This is a genomic window from Pseudomonas sp., from assembly GCF_040514055.1.
Lineage (GTDB): Bacteria > Pseudomonadota > Gammaproteobacteria > Pseudomonadales > Pseudomonadaceae > Aquipseudomonas.
This window is the reverse complement of sequence record NZ_JBEVDL010000016.1, coordinates 195,433-212,480: the sequence shown is the minus strand read 5'-3', so window position 1 is coordinate 212,480 and position 17,048 is coordinate 195,433. Positions and strand designations below refer to the sequence as shown.

17 protein-coding genes are annotated in these 17,048 nt (G+C 66.3%); 12 read left to right on the top strand and 5 right to left on the bottom strand.

The window, feature by feature from the left end; genetic code table 11:
• Window positions 1-27 precede the first annotated feature (27 nt).
• The 4 genes from ABWY06_RS05185 to ABWY06_RS05170 all read left to right on the top strand — a co-directional run bounded on the left by ABWY06_RS05185 (window position 28) and on the right by ABWY06_RS05170 (window position 5,117).
• Complete coding sequence (locus tag ABWY06_RS05185) at window positions 28-1,935, top strand: sensor histidine kinase (protein ID WP_353924505.1); 1,908 nt, start codon at window positions 28-30, stop codon at window positions 1,933-1,935.
• Window positions 1,928-3,268 carry a two-component response regulator AauR gene (gene aauR, locus ABWY06_RS05180; RefSeq protein ID WP_353924504.1) on the top strand — a complete coding sequence of 447 codons (1,341 nt, stop codon included), beginning with the start codon at window positions 1,928-1,930 and terminating at the stop codon, window positions 3,266-3,268. The genes ABWY06_RS05185 and aauR overlap by 8 nt, the downstream gene beginning before the upstream one ends.
• A 285-nt stretch (window positions 3,269-3,553) precedes the next feature.
• Complete coding sequence (locus ABWY06_RS05175; RefSeq protein WP_353924503.1) at window positions 3,554-4,063, top strand: hypothetical protein; 510 nt, start codon at window positions 3,554-3,556, stop codon at window positions 4,061-4,063.
• Window positions 4,064-4,364: 301 nt separating this feature from the next.
• Entirely contained in the window at window positions 4,365-5,117 is a 753-nt protein-coding gene (locus tag ABWY06_RS05170) for a carbonic anhydrase (RefSeq protein ID WP_353924502.1), read from the top strand.
• Here ABWY06_RS05170 and ABWY06_RS05165 read toward each other — a convergent pair.
• The 5 genes from ABWY06_RS05165 to ABWY06_RS05145 form a co-directional block, all read right to left on the bottom strand.
• Window positions 5,092-5,883 carry a DUF72 domain-containing protein gene (locus tag ABWY06_RS05165; RefSeq protein WP_353924501.1) on the bottom strand — a complete coding sequence of 264 codons (792 nt, stop codon included), beginning with the start codon at window positions 5,881-5,883 and terminating at the stop codon, window positions 5,092-5,094. The two genes, ABWY06_RS05170 and ABWY06_RS05165, sit on opposite strands and share 26 nt — an antisense overlap.
• A 3-nt stretch (window positions 5,884-5,886) precedes the next feature.
• Window positions 5,887-6,318, bottom strand: coding sequence for an HhH-GDP family DNA glycosylase (locus ABWY06_RS05160; protein WP_353924500.1), 432 nt, complete (start codon window positions 6,316-6,318; stop codon window positions 5,887-5,889).
• Between the two features lie 72 nt (window positions 6,319-6,390).
• Window positions 6,391-7,152 (bottom strand): OBAP family protein, encoded by a 762-nt coding sequence (locus ABWY06_RS05155; protein WP_353924499.1) that lies wholly within the window; start codon window positions 7,150-7,152, stop codon window positions 6,391-6,393.
• Between the two features lie 226 nt (window positions 7,153-7,378).
• The gene (locus ABWY06_RS05150; protein WP_353924498.1) at window positions 7,379-7,915 is read right to left on the bottom strand and encodes a hypothetical protein; all 537 of its coding nucleotides are present in this window, start codon (window positions 7,913-7,915) and stop codon (window positions 7,379-7,381) included.
• 83 nt (window positions 7,916-7,998) lie between these two features.
• Window positions 7,999-8,316: an I78 family peptidase inhibitor gene (locus tag ABWY06_RS05145; RefSeq protein WP_353924497.1), complete on the bottom strand. Its 318-nt coding sequence runs from the start codon at window positions 8,314-8,316 to the stop codon at window positions 7,999-8,001.
• 207 nt (window positions 8,317-8,523) lie between these two features.
• Here ABWY06_RS05145 and ABWY06_RS05140 point away from each other — a divergent pair, with 207 nt between their 5' ends.
• The 8 genes from ABWY06_RS05140 (at window position 8,524) to ABWY06_RS05105 (ending at window position 17,041) form a co-directional block, all read left to right on the top strand.
• Window positions 8,524-9,528 (top strand): D-cysteine desulfhydrase, encoded by a 1,005-nt coding sequence (locus tag ABWY06_RS05140; protein ID WP_353924496.1) that lies wholly within the window; start codon window positions 8,524-8,526, stop codon window positions 9,526-9,528.
• A gap of 113 nt (window positions 9,529-9,641) precedes the next feature.
• Window positions 9,642-10,442 (top strand): cystine ABC transporter substrate-binding protein, encoded by an 801-nt coding sequence (gene tcyJ / locus ABWY06_RS05135; RefSeq protein WP_353924495.1) that lies wholly within the window; start codon window positions 9,642-9,644, stop codon window positions 10,440-10,442.
• Window positions 10,442-11,101 (top strand): cystine ABC transporter permease, encoded by a 660-nt coding sequence (gene tcyL, locus ABWY06_RS05130; RefSeq protein WP_353924525.1) that lies wholly within the window; start codon window positions 10,442-10,444, stop codon window positions 11,099-11,101. The genes tcyJ and tcyL overlap by 1 nt, the downstream gene beginning before the upstream one ends.
• A gap of 15 nt (window positions 11,102-11,116) precedes the next feature.
• The gene (gene tcyN / locus ABWY06_RS05125; RefSeq protein ID WP_353924494.1) at window positions 11,117-11,875 is read left to right on the top strand and encodes an L-cystine ABC transporter ATP-binding protein TcyN; all 759 of its coding nucleotides are present in this window, start codon (window positions 11,117-11,119) and stop codon (window positions 11,873-11,875) included.
• A gap of 281 nt (window positions 11,876-12,156) precedes the next feature.
• Window positions 12,157-12,777 (top strand): gamma-glutamylcyclotransferase, encoded by a 621-nt coding sequence (locus ABWY06_RS05120; protein ID WP_353924493.1) that lies wholly within the window; start codon window positions 12,157-12,159, stop codon window positions 12,775-12,777.
• A gap of 374 nt (window positions 12,778-13,151) precedes the next feature.
• On the top strand, window positions 13,152-14,444 hold the full coding sequence (locus ABWY06_RS05115) for an SfnB family sulfur acquisition oxidoreductase (RefSeq protein ID WP_353924492.1): 1,293 nt from the start codon (window positions 13,152-13,154) through the stop codon (window positions 14,442-14,444).
• Window positions 14,445-14,447: 3 nt separating this feature from the next.
• Window positions 14,448-15,656 (top strand): SfnB family sulfur acquisition oxidoreductase, encoded by a 1,209-nt coding sequence (locus tag ABWY06_RS05110; RefSeq protein ID WP_353924491.1) that lies wholly within the window; start codon window positions 14,448-14,450, stop codon window positions 15,654-15,656.
• On the top strand, window positions 15,656-17,041 hold the full coding sequence (locus tag ABWY06_RS05105; RefSeq protein WP_353924490.1) for an LLM class flavin-dependent oxidoreductase: 1,386 nt from the start codon (window positions 15,656-15,658) through the stop codon (window positions 17,039-17,041). Before ABWY06_RS05110 ends, ABWY06_RS05105 begins: the two co-directional genes overlap by 1 nt.
• Window positions 17,042-17,048: the final 7 nt, after the last annotated feature.

Below are 17,048 nucleotides of genomic sequence, written 5' to 3'. Positions count from 1 at the left end.
CAAACTGGCCGCACCGGAGCGAGTATGATGCAATGCGTCTCCCCGCCCGCGCGCGCCATGCCCCCCGCCCTCACCGTGAAGCCTCGCCTGCTGCGCCATATGCTGTTGCCCATTCCGCTGATCGTGCTGATGCTCGGCCTGGGTTACCTCGGCTACCGGATCAGCGAGCAGCGCGGCATCGGCAGCCTGGTCGCCAGCGGCGAACGGCAGCTGGAACTGCACGCACGAGCGGTGGAAAGCGAGATCAACAAATACACCTACCTGCCCAGCCTGCTGGAGCTGCAGCGGGATGTCGCCAGCCTGCTGGAGGCGCCCACGCCCGGCGTGCGACGCCAGGTCAACCTCTACCTGGAAGGCCTTAACCAGCGCAGCGGCAGCCGCGCCACCTATGTGCTGGACACCCAGGGGCGGGTCCAGGCCACCAGCAACTGGCGCGACCCGGACAGTTTCCTCGGCGAGGACCTGGCCTTTCGCGCCTATTTCCAGGAGGCCCTGGCCGGTCGCCAGGGACGCTTCTACGGCATCGGCAGCACCCGTGGCGAGGCCGGTTACTACCTGGCCCATGGCTTGCGGGCCGGTGGCCGGATCATCGGCGTGGCGGTGGTCAAGATCCGCCTCGACGCGCTGGAAGCACGCTGGGCCCGCGCGCGTCTGGAAGCATTTGTCAGCGACGAGAACGGCATCATCATCCTCTCCAGCGATCCGGCGCGGCGCCTCAAGTCGGTGCGCCCACTGACCGCCGAAAGCCGCGAGCGCATGGCGCGCAGCCTGCAATATTACTGGTCGGAGCTGAACGAGCTGCAACCGCTGTCGCGCCAGCCCATCGCCGACGGCGTCGAGCAGCTGGATTTCGCCGGCCGCCCGCAAGCCGGCCGCGAACCCCAGGTGCTCAGCTACTTGGCGCAGACCCGACGGCTGCAGGACAGCCCCTGGGACTTCACCCTGCTCACGCCCCTGACCGACCTGCGCCGTGAAGCCACCACCCATGGCCTGTTGGCCGCAGCGGCGTTCGCCCTGCTGAGCATCCTGCTGATCGCCGGCAACGAACGGCGCAAGGTGCTGTCGACCCGCCTGGCGGCCCGCGAGGCGCTGCAGGAAGCCAACAACGAACTGGAGCGTCGGATTTCCGAACGCACCGTCGACCTGCAGGCCAGCAACACCCGCCTGACCGCGGAGATCCACGAGCGCAGCCAGGCCGAGCGGACCCTGCGCCGGGCCCAGGACGAGCTGGTGCAGGCCGGCAAACTGGCGGTGATCGGGCAGATGTCCACCAGCATCGCCCATGAACTGAACCAGCCCCTGGCCGCGCTGCGCACCCTGTCCGGCAACACCATTCGTTTCCTGCAGCGCGGCGCCCTGGACACCGCCAGCACCAACCTGGTGACCATCAACGAGCTGGTCGATCGCATGGGCCGCATCACCGGCAGCCTGCGCGCCTTCGCCCGCCGCTCGGACGACCGCGGCCAGGCCTCGCTGGGCCAGGCGGTGACGGCGGCGCTGGGCCTGCTGCAGACCCGCCTGGAGCAGCTGCCGGTGCAACTGCACCCGGACTTTAGCGAGGCAGCCCTGGCCATCGACCAGACCCGCCTGGAGCAGATCCTGGTCAACCTGATCGTCAACGCCCTGGATGCCCTGAACGGCCAGACCGATCGCCGACTGTGGCTGCAGGGGCGCGTCGACGGCGACCGTTACCGCCTGAGCGTGCGCGACAACGGGCCGGGCATCGCGCCCGACGCGCGGGTGCACCTGTTCGAGCCGTTTTTCACCACCAAGACCGGCGAACATGGCCTGGGGCTGGGGCTGACATTGTCCGCCAGCCTGGCCGCCGCGGCCGGCGGCAGCCTCGGGGTGCAGCACCCCGAGGACGGCGGCACCGCCTTTGTCCTGGAATTGCCCATGCTTTCCACCTCCGACCCGAGCCCCACCCATGACTGAACCGCTCTGCGTGCTGATCGTCGAAGACGACCCCCATGTGTTGCTGGGCTGCCAGCAGGCACTGGCCCTGGAAGACATCGCCAGCGAAGGCGTGGCCAGCGCCGAGCAAGCCCTGGCGCGGGTCGGTGAGGACTTTGCCGGCATCGTCATCAGCGATATCCGCCTGCCCGGCATGGACGGCGAAGCCTTGCTCGAACGGCTCAAGGCCCGCGACCGCAGCCTGCCGGTGGTGCTGATCACCGGCCATGGCGATATCTCCATGGCGGTGCGCGCCATGCGCAACGGCGCCTATGACTTTATGGAAAAGCCCTTCTCCCCGGAGCGCCTGGTCGAGGTGGCGCGCCGGGCCCTGGAGCAACGCGGCCTGGCCCGCGAGGTCACGGCCCTGCGCCGCCAGCTGCATGGCCGGCAGTCCCTGGAGCAACGCATCATCGGCCGTTCGCCGGCCATGCAGCAGCTGCGCGAGCTGATCGCCAACGTCGCCGACACCTCGGCCAACGTGTTGATCGAGGGCGAAACCGGCACCGGCAAGGAGCTGATCGCCCGCTCGCTGCACGACTTCAGCCGCCGCCAGCCCCAGCAGTTCGTCGCCCTCAATTGCGGCGGGCTGCCGGAGCACCTCTTCGAGAGCGAGATCTTCGGCCACGAGGCGCACGCCTTCACCGGCGCCGGCAAACGGCGGATCGGCAAGATCGAGCACGCCAATGGCGGCACGCTGTTTCTCGACGAGGTCGAGAGCATGCCGATCAACCTGCAGATCAAGCTGCTGCGGGTGTTGCAGGAACGCACCCTGGAGCGTCTGGGCTCGAACCAGTCGGTGGCCGTCGACTGCCGGGTGATCGCCGCCACCAAGGCCGACCTCGAGGCGCTGGGGCAAGCCAAGGCATTTCGTAGCGACCTCTACTACCGCCTGAACGTGGTGACCCTGGAGCTGCCGCCCCTGCGCGAACGTCGCGAGGATATCCGGCTGCTGTTCGAGCACTTCCTGCAGCAGTCGTCCCTGCGCTTCGACCGCGAGGCGCCGGCCCTGGACGCCCAGACCCTGTCGCGCCTGCTGGCCCACGACTGGCCCGGCAATGTGCGCGAGCTGCGCAACGTGGCCGAACGCTTCGCCCTCGGCCTGCCGGTCTTCAAGGCCAGCAGCCTGACCCCCGAGAGCGCCGGCCCGGGGTTCGCCGAGGCGGTCGAAGCCTTCGAGAAGCACCTGCTGCTCGAAGCCCTGGAACGCCATGCCGGCAACCTGTCCCAGGCCAGCCAGGCCCTGGGCCTGGCCAAGACCACCCTGTTCGACAAGGTAAAAAAATACGGTCTGCGCCTGCCCAGCGAGGGGTGAGCGGCAGCAGCTCCGGGCACGGGGCGATCTTCTCGTGATCGACTCAGGATCCGGTATCCGCAGGCCCGGGTCGCACAGCTACCCGGCATGCCAGGGCCTCGCGATTCAAGCGTGGCACTGGCTGCGCGTCACCGTGCCGCACCGTCCGTGCTTGCCGGTCCATCATGCTTACGCCATGGTGCTCGGCACGTATTAAGCATCAACAGGCGTGCATTGCCACACACCGGCAATAGAACACCCTGCTTACCGCTTCAAGCCATCGTTAGCACCTGATCGAGCTCGGCCATGCGCAAGAAAATCCTGCTGACCTGCACCCTGACGATGTTTCTCGCGGGCATCGCTTTGGCTGCAGCGCCATTTTTCTGGTCAATGGCGCCTTCCGCCAAAGCCAAGGCCGCCAGGTCTCAGCACGACATTTCCACCCTACAACCAGGCGACTACCGCTTTGAACCCTTTGGGCGCACGAGCCCATGGGACGAGATGGTTTTAATCATAAAGGACTGGGACGGCTCGATATATGCGCACCTCCTTCCCACGGACAAAGGCCGAGTCGTGTTACCCGAAAATTTTTGGGGACTGGGCTATTATTTTTGCGAAAAATTCGCCCCGGAAACCGTCCCCGACGGCAAACTCAAAAAATCAGGAAATATTAAATGTCATGACTCGAACCTTCCCGAGTGGAGCGAGGATCGATGGCAATGGTCATACAATGGAACATCGCAGAAGCGCTGGACTATTGACATGTACACACCCGGCCATGAGATCAAGGGCAACTATTTGTATATTGATAACTAGCGGGACCTCCAAGCCCGGAGCCTGCTCTGCAGTTCAAAGTCCGTAGGACAAGTGCCTGCCATAACACCCGGCCACGGAACGGGGCTCGGCACGCCATGCCCCATGCCGGCACGCGTTCACCAACCTACCCCTCTTTATACCGCCGATCGGCGCGGGGGCGATGCGCGGCGACCTCGCGCCTCAGGGCACCACAGCCTTGGCGCTTGTCGGCCGCTTTCTTATACCTAAATCATTGCCCCGCAGGCGGCCAATCCTGCACGGCGCGGCTATCGTTGCGGGCTCTGACACAGGAGGTGTAAGCATGAATAGGTTGAAGCTATCGTTCCCCTGGCTACTGGGCAGCGCCTGGCTGATCGCGGCCACCAGCGTAGCGGCCGAGGCCCCACACTGGGACTACCAGGGCCATGCCGACCCCAGCCATTGGGGCGAGTTGAGCCCTGACTACGCGACCTGCGCACTCGGCAAGATCCAGTCGCCGATCGATATCCGCGGCGCGGTCAAAGGCGCCTTGCAGCCCATCGAGTTCCACTACCAGGACAGCCACGTCAGCCTGTGGAACAACGGCCACACGCTGCAGGTCAACCCGGACCCGGGCAATTTTATCCAGGTGGCCGGGACGCGCTACGACTTGCTGCAGTTCCATTTCCACAGCCCGTCCGAAGAGCAGATCGAGGGTCGCGCCTTCAGCATGGTTGCGCACCTGGTGCATAAAAACGCCACGGGTCAACTGGCCGTGGTGGCCGTGCTGCTGGAAGAAGGCGCCCAGGACAACGCGTTTCTCCAACCGGTCTGGAGCCACCTGCCACCGACGCCATCGGAGCCCCAGCCGTTGGCGGAGCCAAAGCTGAACCTGACGCAGCTGCTGCCCCGCGAACAGGGCTATTACAGCTACCAAGGCTCGTTGACCACCCCGCCCTGCAGCGAAGGCGTTTCCTGGCTGGTACTCAACCACCCGGTGACGCTCTCGCCCCAGCAGCATGCCGCGTTCCAGGCACTGTTCAAGACCAACGCCCGCCCGATCCAGCCGCTTAACGGACGGGTGATCTACCAGTAGTAGCGCTCGACCCGCTGGCCGTTTCAGGGGCTGAAGCGGCCAGGGCCTTCAGCAGCGCGCACAGCGTCCGCGCATTGGCCAGGGCGGCGCCGTAGACCGTGTTGTCGAAGATGCACCAGACCTCACGCCCCGCGGTGGCCATGGGTCGCAGTCGCAGGCTGAGCTGCTCCAGGTAGGCCGCGCTGTAGGAAGACTGGTAGATCTTCGGCGAGCCGTGCAGGCGGTAATACACCCGTCCCGGCCAGCCGCCCGGCTGGCCGTCGCCCAGGGCGCGCGGCGGATCGGCCGCCACCCGCGCCAAGCGGTAGTCCTGCAGCAGCGCCTCGACCTCGGGTACGAACCAGCTGGAATGCCGCGCCTCGAGCGCCACCGCGCCGGCATGGCGGTCACGCAGGGCCTGCAAGAAGGTCGCGACGACCCGCGGCTCGAACCCCAGCGAGGGTGGCAACTGCAGCAGCAGGCAGCCCAGCTTGGAACCGAGCCCGGCCACCTGGCTGAGAAACCCGTCGAGCAGCGCTTCGCTGTTGCACAGCCGCTGCTGATGACTGAGGGCCTGGGGCATCTTCACCGAAAAGCGAAAGGTTTCCGGCACACTGGCCGCCCACTTGGCATAGACGCCAGGCTGATGCGGCCGGTAGAACGACGAATTGATTTCCACCGCCGGCAACACCGCCGCGTAACGTTGCAGGTGCGTGCCCTCCAGCGGAAAACCCGACCACTGGCTGCGCGGCAGGCTCCAGCCGGCCGTCCCCACATGGACTGGCACGGCTCAGTACCAGAGCGGCGCGACTTCCGCCATAAAGATGGCCAGGGTCACCGGGCCGATGCCATCGAATTGCAGCAGCCGCCCTTCGCACTCGGCCCGGCTGGCACTGACCTCGCGAATCGTCGCTACCCGACCGGCGTACTCCTGTTGCAACCGAAGGGCCAGGCGCTGCAGGCGTTCAGCGGTCGAGTGGTCGTAGCGGGTGTAACCCGCCTCGCCTAGCACGCTCACCAGCCGCCCACGGGAGGCCGCGGCCAGTTTGGCGGGCGTGTCGTACCCCTGGGTGTCCACCAGCAGCCGGTAGGCGCGGGCGGCGACCGAGCGGCGAATCGGCTTGCCCATCAGGAAACTGGCCAGCAACCACTTGAACAGGGCCGGCTCGTTGCCCTCCGCCAGCGGGATGTCCAGGTCCGCCGCTGCATAGTCCACCGTCATGATCCCGCTCCTGTTGCTCCCTGCACCTGTGAGGGGGCGAGCGGCACAAAAGTTCGCGGCGGTGCGCGTGGGTCAATGGGCGGGCGCCTCGGCACCTCGCGGATCCTGCAGTTGCAGGGCCGACTCGCGCTGCCAGGCATCCGCCTGCGGGTCGATCGCCGGCGCGACGATATCGGCGCGCTGGCCGGCCTTTTCCCGTGAGTCGATACCCAAGCGCCGGTCGCGGCCAGCGAGCATGCGTGGATGCAATTGACCGTCAGCCGTAAAGCCCATCATCAACTGCGGGATGCCCTGTGGCAGCGCCAGTTGCTGGTCGGTATGCCAGGTGTGCCAGGTCTTGCCGTAGGTACCGACCAGTTGCGCCATCAGCGCGTGTTCGGCGACAGCCGGGATACCGGGGGCCAGCAGTTGCCCGGATTTCACCTCGTGCACATGGCTGTGCCAGAAGGTCTTTTCCTCGGCGGGCAGCGACTGGAACAGGCGCGCGCTGAGGATATATTCGACACCCATCAGCTTGGCATCGCCGCCGTTACCATCGAAGATCACGCACTGACGGACTTCGTCGTTGACCTGCGAGCAATAGTGATGGGCTTCCATCTGCTGGTCAGCACGGCCATTGTAGAAATGGAACCCGTCCAGGTAGGCGTTGAGCGCCTCGATCGGCGGCTTGTCCTGCAGCAGCGCCGCACCCGACTCCAGCATTCGGGTTTTCAGGGACTCCGCCTGCCCCGGTGCGGCCACATTGGACGCCCGATCGTCGCCGCCACAGGCGCCGAGCAAGGTCGCCACTATCCACCAGCCTCCCCGCCACCCCCTGCACCCCTTGCCGTCCATGGCCATCTCCCTTGGTCATGGGTCCTGTGCGACGCGGGTTGGCGCCAGTGGACCCTGGATTCACGGGTATAGAACGGGGGACGCAGAAGGGGTTCAGCCAGCGGTTCGACCACGGCGCTCGCGTAAGCTATGGCACCCTGGGCCGCTGGACGCCGGAGCGCCGGAGGCCGCATTCCCACACGGAGCGTGGGAACGATCTTAGGAGCCGTTACACAGCGCGGGGCTGCTACTGGGTTTGGGTCTGGGCGTCCCGCAGGCTGGCATAGGCCGGCGCGGCGTAGATACCGACCTCGACACACAGGGCCATCACCCGCTCCAGGTCGTGGCCGTAGACCAGCACCGCCTGCAAGGCATCGTCCAGGGGCTCGCTGAAATCCAGCAGCACATAACCGCCCTGCTCGGGATTCATGCTGCCGAGCTGCACCTGGATCCGGTTCAACGCGGTCAGCGGCTCGACCTTGAGCAACTGCTTGGGCTTGATATTAAAAGGGACGTCCTTGCCAAAGGAGTCGACCACCTGCTGGAACAGCTGGGCATGGTCGTCGCCCTGAAACAGCACGGTGTCGGGCAGGCTGCCGACCACCACCCATTCGCCCAGCGGAATGGGAAAGCTGTCGTCGTAATTGACGTCCGGATTGGCCGTCAGAAACGCCTGGGGGTCGGCATAGGCCTGGGACGCCTCGTCGGCGATGCGCAGGACCTCGTCCGCCGTCATGCAGCCGGCGCTGATTTTACCGATCAGTTCGGCGAGCTGGTTTTTCATGGAATTTCCGCGATCAGGTCAGGGGCAAGGCGCCCATGATAACGCGAAAAGCGCCCGGCCCAGGGTGGGTGCCCCGCCGGGCCTCAGCCGCAGCGGGCGTCGGTGACCGTGTCCTCGTCGTCCACGTGCAGGTTCAGGCGTTCGGCGTCGAAGTCCATGGTGATCGGCTGGCCCGCGCGCACCACCCGCACCCGCTGGGCGCCGGCGTGCACCCGCGCGGCTTCCTGCAGCTCGGCGCTGAGCGTTTCGCCCAGGGTGAATTGCGCCCGGCCGGCCTTGCAGGCCTGATCGGCGGGCGCCGCCGCGTCAACCTGACCAGCAGTGGTGGAGTCTGGGGCCGAGCCCGTGGTGCAGCCGGCCAACAGGAGCAGCGTGCCGCAAATCAGGAGGTGACGGCTCATAAAGGATGTCCCTATCGTCTCGATTGAAGTGAACGGAAGAAGGCCGATGGCAATCGGCCGGCAAAGGCTATCCGCCTGCGCCCGCCGACGCAAAGAAAAACGCGACGGAGGGCCACTCGTGTCGCCCACGCGGCACGCGCATCGGTTGCACCCTGCCGGCTCGCCTGCTTATAGTCCAAGGCTTGCCCGTTGCCGCAGTGTCTACCCATGCTCCGCGAATTGCTTGACCGTTTTCCCCGCCTCGACCTGCTCGGCGCGCCCACGCCGCTGGAACCGCTGCCACGCCTGTCCGAACAGCTGGGCCGGGAGCTATGGGTCAAGCGCGACGACCTTACGCCACTGGCGTTGGGCGGCAACAAACTGCGCAAGCTCGAGTACCTGGCCGCCGACGCTCTGGCCCAGGGGGCCGATACCCTGATCACCGCCGGAGCGATCCAGTCCAACCATGTGCGCCAGACCGCCGCCGTCGCCGCCAAGCTGGGGCTGCGTTGCGTCGCCCTGCTGGAAAACCCGATCGGCACCGAGGCCGCCAATTACCTGGGCAACGGCAACCGCCTGTTGCTGGACCTGTTCGGCGCCGAGGTGCACGACGTGCCGCATCTGAACGATGCCGACGCGCAACTGGCGGCCCTGGCCGAGCGCCTGAAAGCGGCCGGCCGCCGCCCCTACCTGGTGCCCATTGGCGGCTCCAATGCCCTCGGGGCCTTGGGTTATGTACGCGCCGGCCTGGAGCTGGCCGAGCAGATCGCACGCAGTGGCCAGACCTTCGCCGCACTGGTCCTAGCCTCCGGCAGCGCCGGCACTCACGCCGGCCTGGCCGTGGCGCTGGCCCATTGCCTGCCGCAGTTGCCGGTGATTGGCATTACCGTCTCACGCACCGTCGCCGAGCAGGCGCCCAAGGTCCAGGGACTGGCCGAACGCATCGCCGAACTGCTGGGGATAGCACTGCCAGCATCTTTCCGGGTCGAGCTCTGGGACCGCTATTTTGCCCCGCGCTACGGCGAACCGAATGCCGGTACCCTGGCCGCGATCCGGCGCCTGGCCCGCAGCGAAGGCCTGCTGCTGGACCCGGTCTATACCGGCAAGGCCATGGCCGGCCTGCTCGATGGTCTGCAACAGCAGCGCTTCGCCGAGCCGGGACCCTTGCTGTTTTTACACACCGGCGGCGCTCCGGCATTGTTCGCCTATCCTCCTCAGGTCGCGATCGAATAATAAAACGCCCCATTAAATCAAAAAGAAATAAGCAAATTACTTTTTATTATTTTAAAGTATAAAAAACCCGTCCTATAGTTGCGCCATCCTAACCGCTGCTGGAGTACGCCTTGATGACTTCGTTCCTTGCCCTGCCCCTTCGTCGTGCCTTGCTGCTGGGCAGTCTGGTATTGGCCGCGGGTGTTGCCACACCGACCTTCGCCGGCGACCAGCTCAAGCAGATCCAGGCCCAGGGCAGCCTCAGCGTGGGCCTGGAAGGGACTTACCCACCGTTCAGTTTTCAGGACGAAGACGGCAAACTGACCGGCTTCGAAGTCGAGTTCGCCCAGGCCCTGGCCAAGCAGCTGGGCGTCGACGTCAAGCTGCAGCCGACCAAATGGGACGGCATCCTCGCGGCGCTGGAATCCAAGCGCCTGGACCTGGTGATCAACCAGGTGACCATCTCCGAGGAGCGCAAGAAGAAATACGATTTCTCCGTGCCCTACACCGTGTCCGGGATCCAGGTGCTGACGCGCAAGGGCCAGGAAGGTCAGTTCGGCTCGGCGGCCAGCCTGGCCGGCAAGAAAATCGGCGTGGGCCTGGGCACCAACTACGAACAATGGCTGAAAGAGAACGTGCCCCAGGCTGATGTCCGCACCTACGACGACGACCCGACCAAGTTCCAGGACCTGCGCGTGGGCCGTATCGACGCCATCCTGGTCGACCGCCTGGCCGCGTTCGAGATGATCAAGCAGACCGGCGACGCCCTGGCCGTGGCCGGTGAACCCTTCGCCCGGCAGGAAGCCGGCATCGCCCTGCGCAAGGGCGAACCGGAACTGCTGGCGGCCCTCGACAAGGCCATCGAGGCCCTGCGGGCGGACGGCACCCTGGCGCGCCTGTCGGAGAAATGGTTCAAGGCTGACGTGACCCGATGATCGAGGCAAGCCTGCAACTGGCGCTGGATTCAGCGCCATTTTTGCTCAAGGGTGCCCTCTACACCGTGGTACTGAGCCTGGGCGGGATGCTCTTCGGCCTGTTGCTGGGCTTTGCCCTGGCGCTGATGCGCCTGTCGCGCTTCAGGCTGCTGAGCTGGACCGCGCGCATCTATGTCTCCTTTATCCGCGGCACCCCGCTGCTGGTGCAGCTGTTTATGATCTATTACGGGCTGCCGCAGCTGGGCATTCAGCTCGATCCGCTGCCCTCGGCCCTGATCGGTTTCTCCCTGAACATGGCCGCCTACTGCTCGGAAATCCTGCGGGCGGCGATCGCCTCCATCGACAAGGGCCAGTGGGAAGCCGCCGCCAGCATCGGCATGACCCGGGCGCAGACCCTGCGCCGGGCGATCCTGCCGCAGGCCGCGCGCACCGCCCTGCCGCCACTGGGCAACAGTTTTATCTCGCTGGTCAAGGACACCTCGCTGGCCGCTACCATCCAGGTCCCGGAACTGTTCCGCCAGGCTCAGTTGATCACGGCGCGGACCTTCGAGATCTTTACCATGTACCTGGCCGCGGCACTGATCTACTGGATCCTGGCCACCCTGCTGTCGACCCTGCAGAACCACCTGGAAACCCGTGCCAATCGGCATGACACCTGACTTGGGCCGCCGCCGATGATCGAAATTCGCAACCTGCGCAAGGACTTCAACGGCCAGGCCGTTCTCAAGGGCATCGACCTGGACGTGGCGCCCGGCGAGGTGGTGGCCATCATCGGCCCCAGCGGCTCGGGCAAGACCACCCTGCTGCGTTGCCTCAACCTGCTGGAAGAACCCAGTGGCGGCAGCATCCGTATCGGCGGCGTGCAGATCGACGGCGACCGGCCACTGGCCGGGCAAAAGGCCAACATCCGCACGCTGCGCCAGCATGTGGGCTTTGTCTTCCAAAACTTCAACCTGTTCCCTCACCGCACCGCCCTGGAAAACGTCATCGAAGGGCCGATCGTGGTCAAGCAGGAGCCCCGGGCCGTGGCCGTGGCCCGGGCCCGCGCGCTGTTGGCCAAGGTCGGCCTGGCGGGCAAGGAAGACGCCTACCCCAAACGCCTGTCGGGCGGTCAGCAGCAACGGGTGGCAATCGCCCGGGCGCTGGCCATGGAGCCGGACGTGATCCTGTTCGACGAGCCGACCTCGGCCCTGGACCCGGAGCTGGTCGGCGAAGTGCTGGCGGCCATCCGCGCCCTGGCCGAGGAGCAGCGCACGATGATTATCGTCACCCACGAAATGGGCTTTGCCCGCGACGTGGCCAACCGGGTGATCTTTATCGACCAGGGGGTAATAGTCGAACAGGGCGAAGCCAAGGCGCTGTTCGCCGCGCCCAAGGAAGAGCGCACCCGGCAGTTCCTCGGCAAGTTCCTCGGTGATGGGCGGGTCCGCTAGCGCTGTTTCGCGGCCATGGACCGCCCGTACAAGCGCCTTCCCAGGGCCACTCACCTTCGCGCGCCCCTGTCCGCGAAACACCGTGACCAAGGCGTGATGCCCCGCTGGCGGCCCCTACCCTCCGCCACCTTTAGCCATTTATCGAATAAATACATACTTCTTTATTCTTTTTGAATAAAGAGCAAAGCGATTAGTCTGCGTTGAGCTCCGCTGATCGGCATTCACCTGCCCTGGCGCGGAATCTGCATTCCCTCTGGAAACACTCGGTCCGCGATCAGCCCATGACGACCCACGCCGCCTACCCGCCTGAACTCTCGCCACCGGTCAAGCTGACCCCGGGGCAGCTGCAGGCCTCCCTGGCGGCGACCATGGCGACCCGTGACGCGGGCCCGGTCTGGCTGTTCGCCTACGGCTCGCTGATCTGGCGGCCGGAATGTCCGGCGGTGGAAGTGCAACGGGCCCGGGTGCACGGTTATCACCGTGGCCTCTACCTCTGGTCGCAATTGCACCGCGGCACCCCGGAATGCCCCGGCCTGGTGCTGGGCCTGGACCGCGGCGGTTCCTGTGCCGGGTTCGCCTACCGCCTGCCGGACGAAGGTCTGGATGAGCACTTGGAGGCCCTGTGGCAACGAGAAATGCCCGACGCGGCCTACCGCCCGACCTGGCTGCACTGCCGGGTGGATGGCGGTCAACGTATCCGCGCCCTGGGGTTTGTCCTGCAACGCGAGCTGCCCTGCTATGCCGGCACGCTGCCGGACAGCGTCCTCAGCCAGGTGTTCGCCGACGCACACGGCCAATTCGGCAGCACCCGCGACTACGTGCAACAGACGGTCAACGCCTTGCGCGCCCATGCCATGCCGGACCGCAAGCTGGAGTCGGCCCTGGCCCGCTGCGGCTGCTGATCACCCCAGCCAGCCCCCATACAAGAGCCTCTCGTAGGGCGGCCTCGGCGCGTTGTTTAGCGACAGCCGTCCCCCCAAGGCCTGGTCGCGCCTTCTAGCGACAACCCACCACCTCCTGGCCTTGCGGCAGCCCTCTGGCAAGCCCCGCTGGCGTACTGCCCGCGGCGAATACGCCCTACGGAGGTCGCCACAGGCCTATCGCCAGCTTGTTTAAGGCTCTATTAATATACCAAAAAGCTATTTATAAATATTTAAATCATGGTTTAGGGTATATACACCGGACCACCGGAGCATCGCGATTTTTTCCACGCCGATCTCCGGTGCCTCGTTTCAAGAGGCGCCTGCACGGCGCCCATCCTTGAAACGAGGTGTGCATGACCCGTCCGAACCCTACCCCTCCGGACATCACTCCGTACCCCGGAGCTCCCGCGACCCGCGACTCGGCCTTATCCGGCCAGGCGCTGGACCGCGCCCCCGCGCTGTTTCCCGCCGCCCTGCTGCGCACCGACCAGCAGGCCCTGGCCGCGGCCAGGCAGGTCGCCACCTTCGCTGCGGAAAACGCCGCCCGACGTGATCGCGAGCGCCTGCTGCCCTGGGCGGAACTCGAGCGGTTTACCGCCAGTGGCCTCGGCTCGATTGCCATACCCCACGAATACGGCGGACCGCAGCTGTCGTTTGTCACCATCGCCGAGGTGTTCCGGATCATTTCCGTGGCCGACCCGGCCCTGGGGCAGATCCCGCAGAACCAGTTCGGCCTGCTTAACCTGCTGCAGCACTGCGCCACTGAGTCGCAAAAACAACGGCTGTTCCGCACTGTCCTGGACGGCTGGCGCATCGGCAACGCCGGGCCCGAGCGAGGCAGCAAGAACACCCTGGAGCTCAAGGCCCGGCTGACCGTGGAAGGCGACGGCTTTCGCCTGAGCGGGCAAAAGTTCTATTCCACCGGGGCCCTGTTCGCTCATTGGGTGGCGGTCAAGGCGTTGAACCAGGACGGCCGCCAGGTACTGGCGATGGTTCGCCGCGGCACTCCGGGACTGCGCATCGTCGACGACTGGTCCGGCTTTGGCCAACGCACCACCGCCAGCGGCACGGTGCTGTTGGACCAGGTGCGGGTCGAGGCCGAGGACGTGATCGACAGCGCCCAGCTGGGCGAACAACCGACCACCCAGGGCGCCTTTTCTCAGTTGATCCAGGCGGCCATCGACGCCGGCATCGCTCGCGGCGCGCTGCAGGACAGCATCGCCTTCGTCCGCGAACGCTCGCGGCCCTGGATCGAGGCCAAGGTCGAACGCGCCAGCGACGACCCCTATGTGATCGCCGACATCGGCAAGCTGACCATCGAGCTGCACGCCGCCGAGGCCCTGCTGACCCGCGCCGGACGGGCGCTGGACCAGATCAATGCGCAGACGGTGGACGCCGACGCCGCGGCCCGGGCCTCCATCCTGGTCGCCGAAGCCAAGGTGCTGACCACCGAGATCGCCCTGCAGGCCAGCGAGAAGCTCTTCGAGCTGGCCGGCAGCCGCGCGACCCTGGCCGAGTTCAATCTCGACCGCCACTGGCGCAACGCCCGCACCCATACCCTGCACGACCCGGTGCGCTGGAAAGCCCACGCGGTGGGCGCCTATTACCTGAACGGCGCCAAACCGGCGCGGCACTCCTGGATCTGACTGATGAACGCACCTGCCAAACCCACGCGCAGCCCCACCGCGCTGATCCGCAGCGACGCCCAGGCCCTGGAGGTCGCCACCCAGCTGGCCGCCGAGTTCAGTCTCGAGGCGGCCACACGCGACCGCGAGCGACGCTTGCCCCTGGCCGAACTGGAGGTGTTCTCCCGCTCCGGTCTGTGGGGCATCAGCGTACCCAAGGCCTACGGCGGCGCCGGGGTTTCCAACGTCACCCTGGCCCAGGTGATCGCCCTGATCGCCCAGGCCGACGGCTCCCTCGGACAAATCCCACAGAACCATTTTTATGCCCTGGAAGTGCTGCGGGTCAACGGCAGCGATAGCCAGCAGCAACGCTTCTACCGCTTGGCCCTGGCCGGCGAGCGGTTCGGCAATGCCCTGGCCGAACTGGGCACCAAGACCGCCCTGGACCGCAACACCCGGCTGATCCGCGACGGCGCCGGCTACCGCCTCGACGGTCGCAAGTTCTACGCCACCGGCGCCCTGTTCGCCCAGCGCATCCCGACCCTGGCGGTGGACGATCAGGGCATCGGCTACCTGGCCTTCGCCGCCCATGACGCGCCGGGGCTGCAGGTGATCGACGACTGGTCCGGCTTCGGCCAGCGCACCACCGGCAGCGGCTCGGTGCTGTTCGACCAGGTGTACGTCGAGGCCGAGGACGTGCTGCCCTTTCAGTCCGCGTTCGAGCGGCCGACCACGGTCGGCCCGCTGGCCCAACTGCTGCACGCCGCCATCGACACCGGCCTGGCCCGCGCGGCCTACGAGGACGCCCTGCGCTTCGTTCGCGAACGCTCGCGGCCCTGGATCGACTCGGGGGTCGACAGCGCCCGCGAGGATCCGCTGACCCTCAAGGCCTTCGGTCATCTGGCCATCCGCTTGCACGCGGCCGAGGCCCTGCTGGAGCGCGCCGGCGAATTCGTCGACCGGGCACAGGCCGAGCCGACCGCCCAGAGCGTCGCCGAAGCCTCCATCGCCGTGGCCGAGGCGCGCGCCCTCAGCACCGAGATCGCCCTGGCCGCCGGCAGTCAGCTGTTCGAGCTGGCGGGCAGCCAGGCCACCCTGGCCGAACACAACCTCGACCGCCACTGGCGCAATGCACGCACCCACACCCTGCACGACCCGGTGCGCTGGAAATACCACGCGGTGGGCAACTACTACCTCAACGACGAACTGCCACCGCGCCGGGGAACCATCTGATGGGCCGTAAACAGATCCTGCTCAACGCCTTCAACATGAACTGCGTCGGCCATATCAACCATGGCCTGTGGACCCACCCCAACGACCGTTCCACCGAGTACAAGAGCCTCGGCTACTGGACCGAGCTGGCGCAGTTGCTCGAGCGCGGCCTGTTCGATGGCCTGTTCCTGGCCGACATAGTCGGGGTCTACGACGTCTACCAGCAGTCGGTCGACCTGCCGCTCAAGGAGTCGATCCAGCTGCCGGTCAACGATCCGCTGCTGCTGGTCTCGGCCATGGCCGGCGTGACCCGCCACCTGGGCTTTGGCCTGACCGCCAACCTCACCTATGAAGCGCCCTACCTGTTCGCCCGGCGCATGTCGACCCTGGACCACCTCAGTGGCGGCCGGGTCGGCTGGAACATCGTCACCGGTTACCTGGAGAGCGCCGCCCGGGCCATGGGCCTGCAGCAGCAAGTCGAGCACGATCGCCGCTACGACCAGGCCGACGAGTACCTCGAGGTGCTCTACAAACTCTGGGAAGGCAGCTGGGAAGACGACGCGGTGCTCAACGACAAGCAGCGACGCATCTATGCCCAGCCGGGCAAGGTGCACAAGGTGCGGCACCAGGGCGAGTTCTACCAGGTGGAGGGTTATCACCTCTGCGAGCCGTCGCCGCAACGCACCCCGCTGCTGTTCCAGGCCGGCTCCTCCGAGCGCGGCCTGCGCTTCGCCGGCCAGCACGCCGAGGCGGTGTTTATCAGCGGGCAGAACCAGGCGGCGACCCGCGAACAGGTCGACAAGGTGCGCGACAGCGCCCGTCGCGCCGGCCGCGACCCGACCGCGGTCAAGGTTTTTATGGGCATCAATGTGATAGTCGCCGCCACCGAACAGCAGGCCCGCGCCAAACACGCCGAGTACCTGCGCTACGCCAGTGCCGAGGCCGGGGTGGCGCACTTCGCCAGCTCCACCGGGATCGACTTCGCCGCCTACGGCCTGGACGAGCCCATCGGTTACCGCAAGACCAACGCCATCGAATCGGTGGTCAAGACCCTGACGGTGAAGAACACCGACTCGACCCGGCGCAAGCTGCTCGAGCAGCACGCCCTGGGGGGCCGCTACATCACCCTGATCGGTGCGCCCGAGCAAGTGGCCGATGCACTCGAGAGCTGGATCGCCGAGACCGGCCTGGACGGCTTCAACCTGACCCGCATCGTCACGCCGGACAGTTACCGGGACTTTATCGACCTGGTGATTCCCGAACTGCAGCGCCGCGGTTCCTACAAGACCGCCTATGCCGAAGGCACCCTGCGCCACAAGCTGTTCGGCCAGGGTCCACGGCTGCCCGACACGCACACGGGCGCGCAGTGGCGCCCAAGCGTTACGCCCGCACAACGCCACGCATGACCGCGCA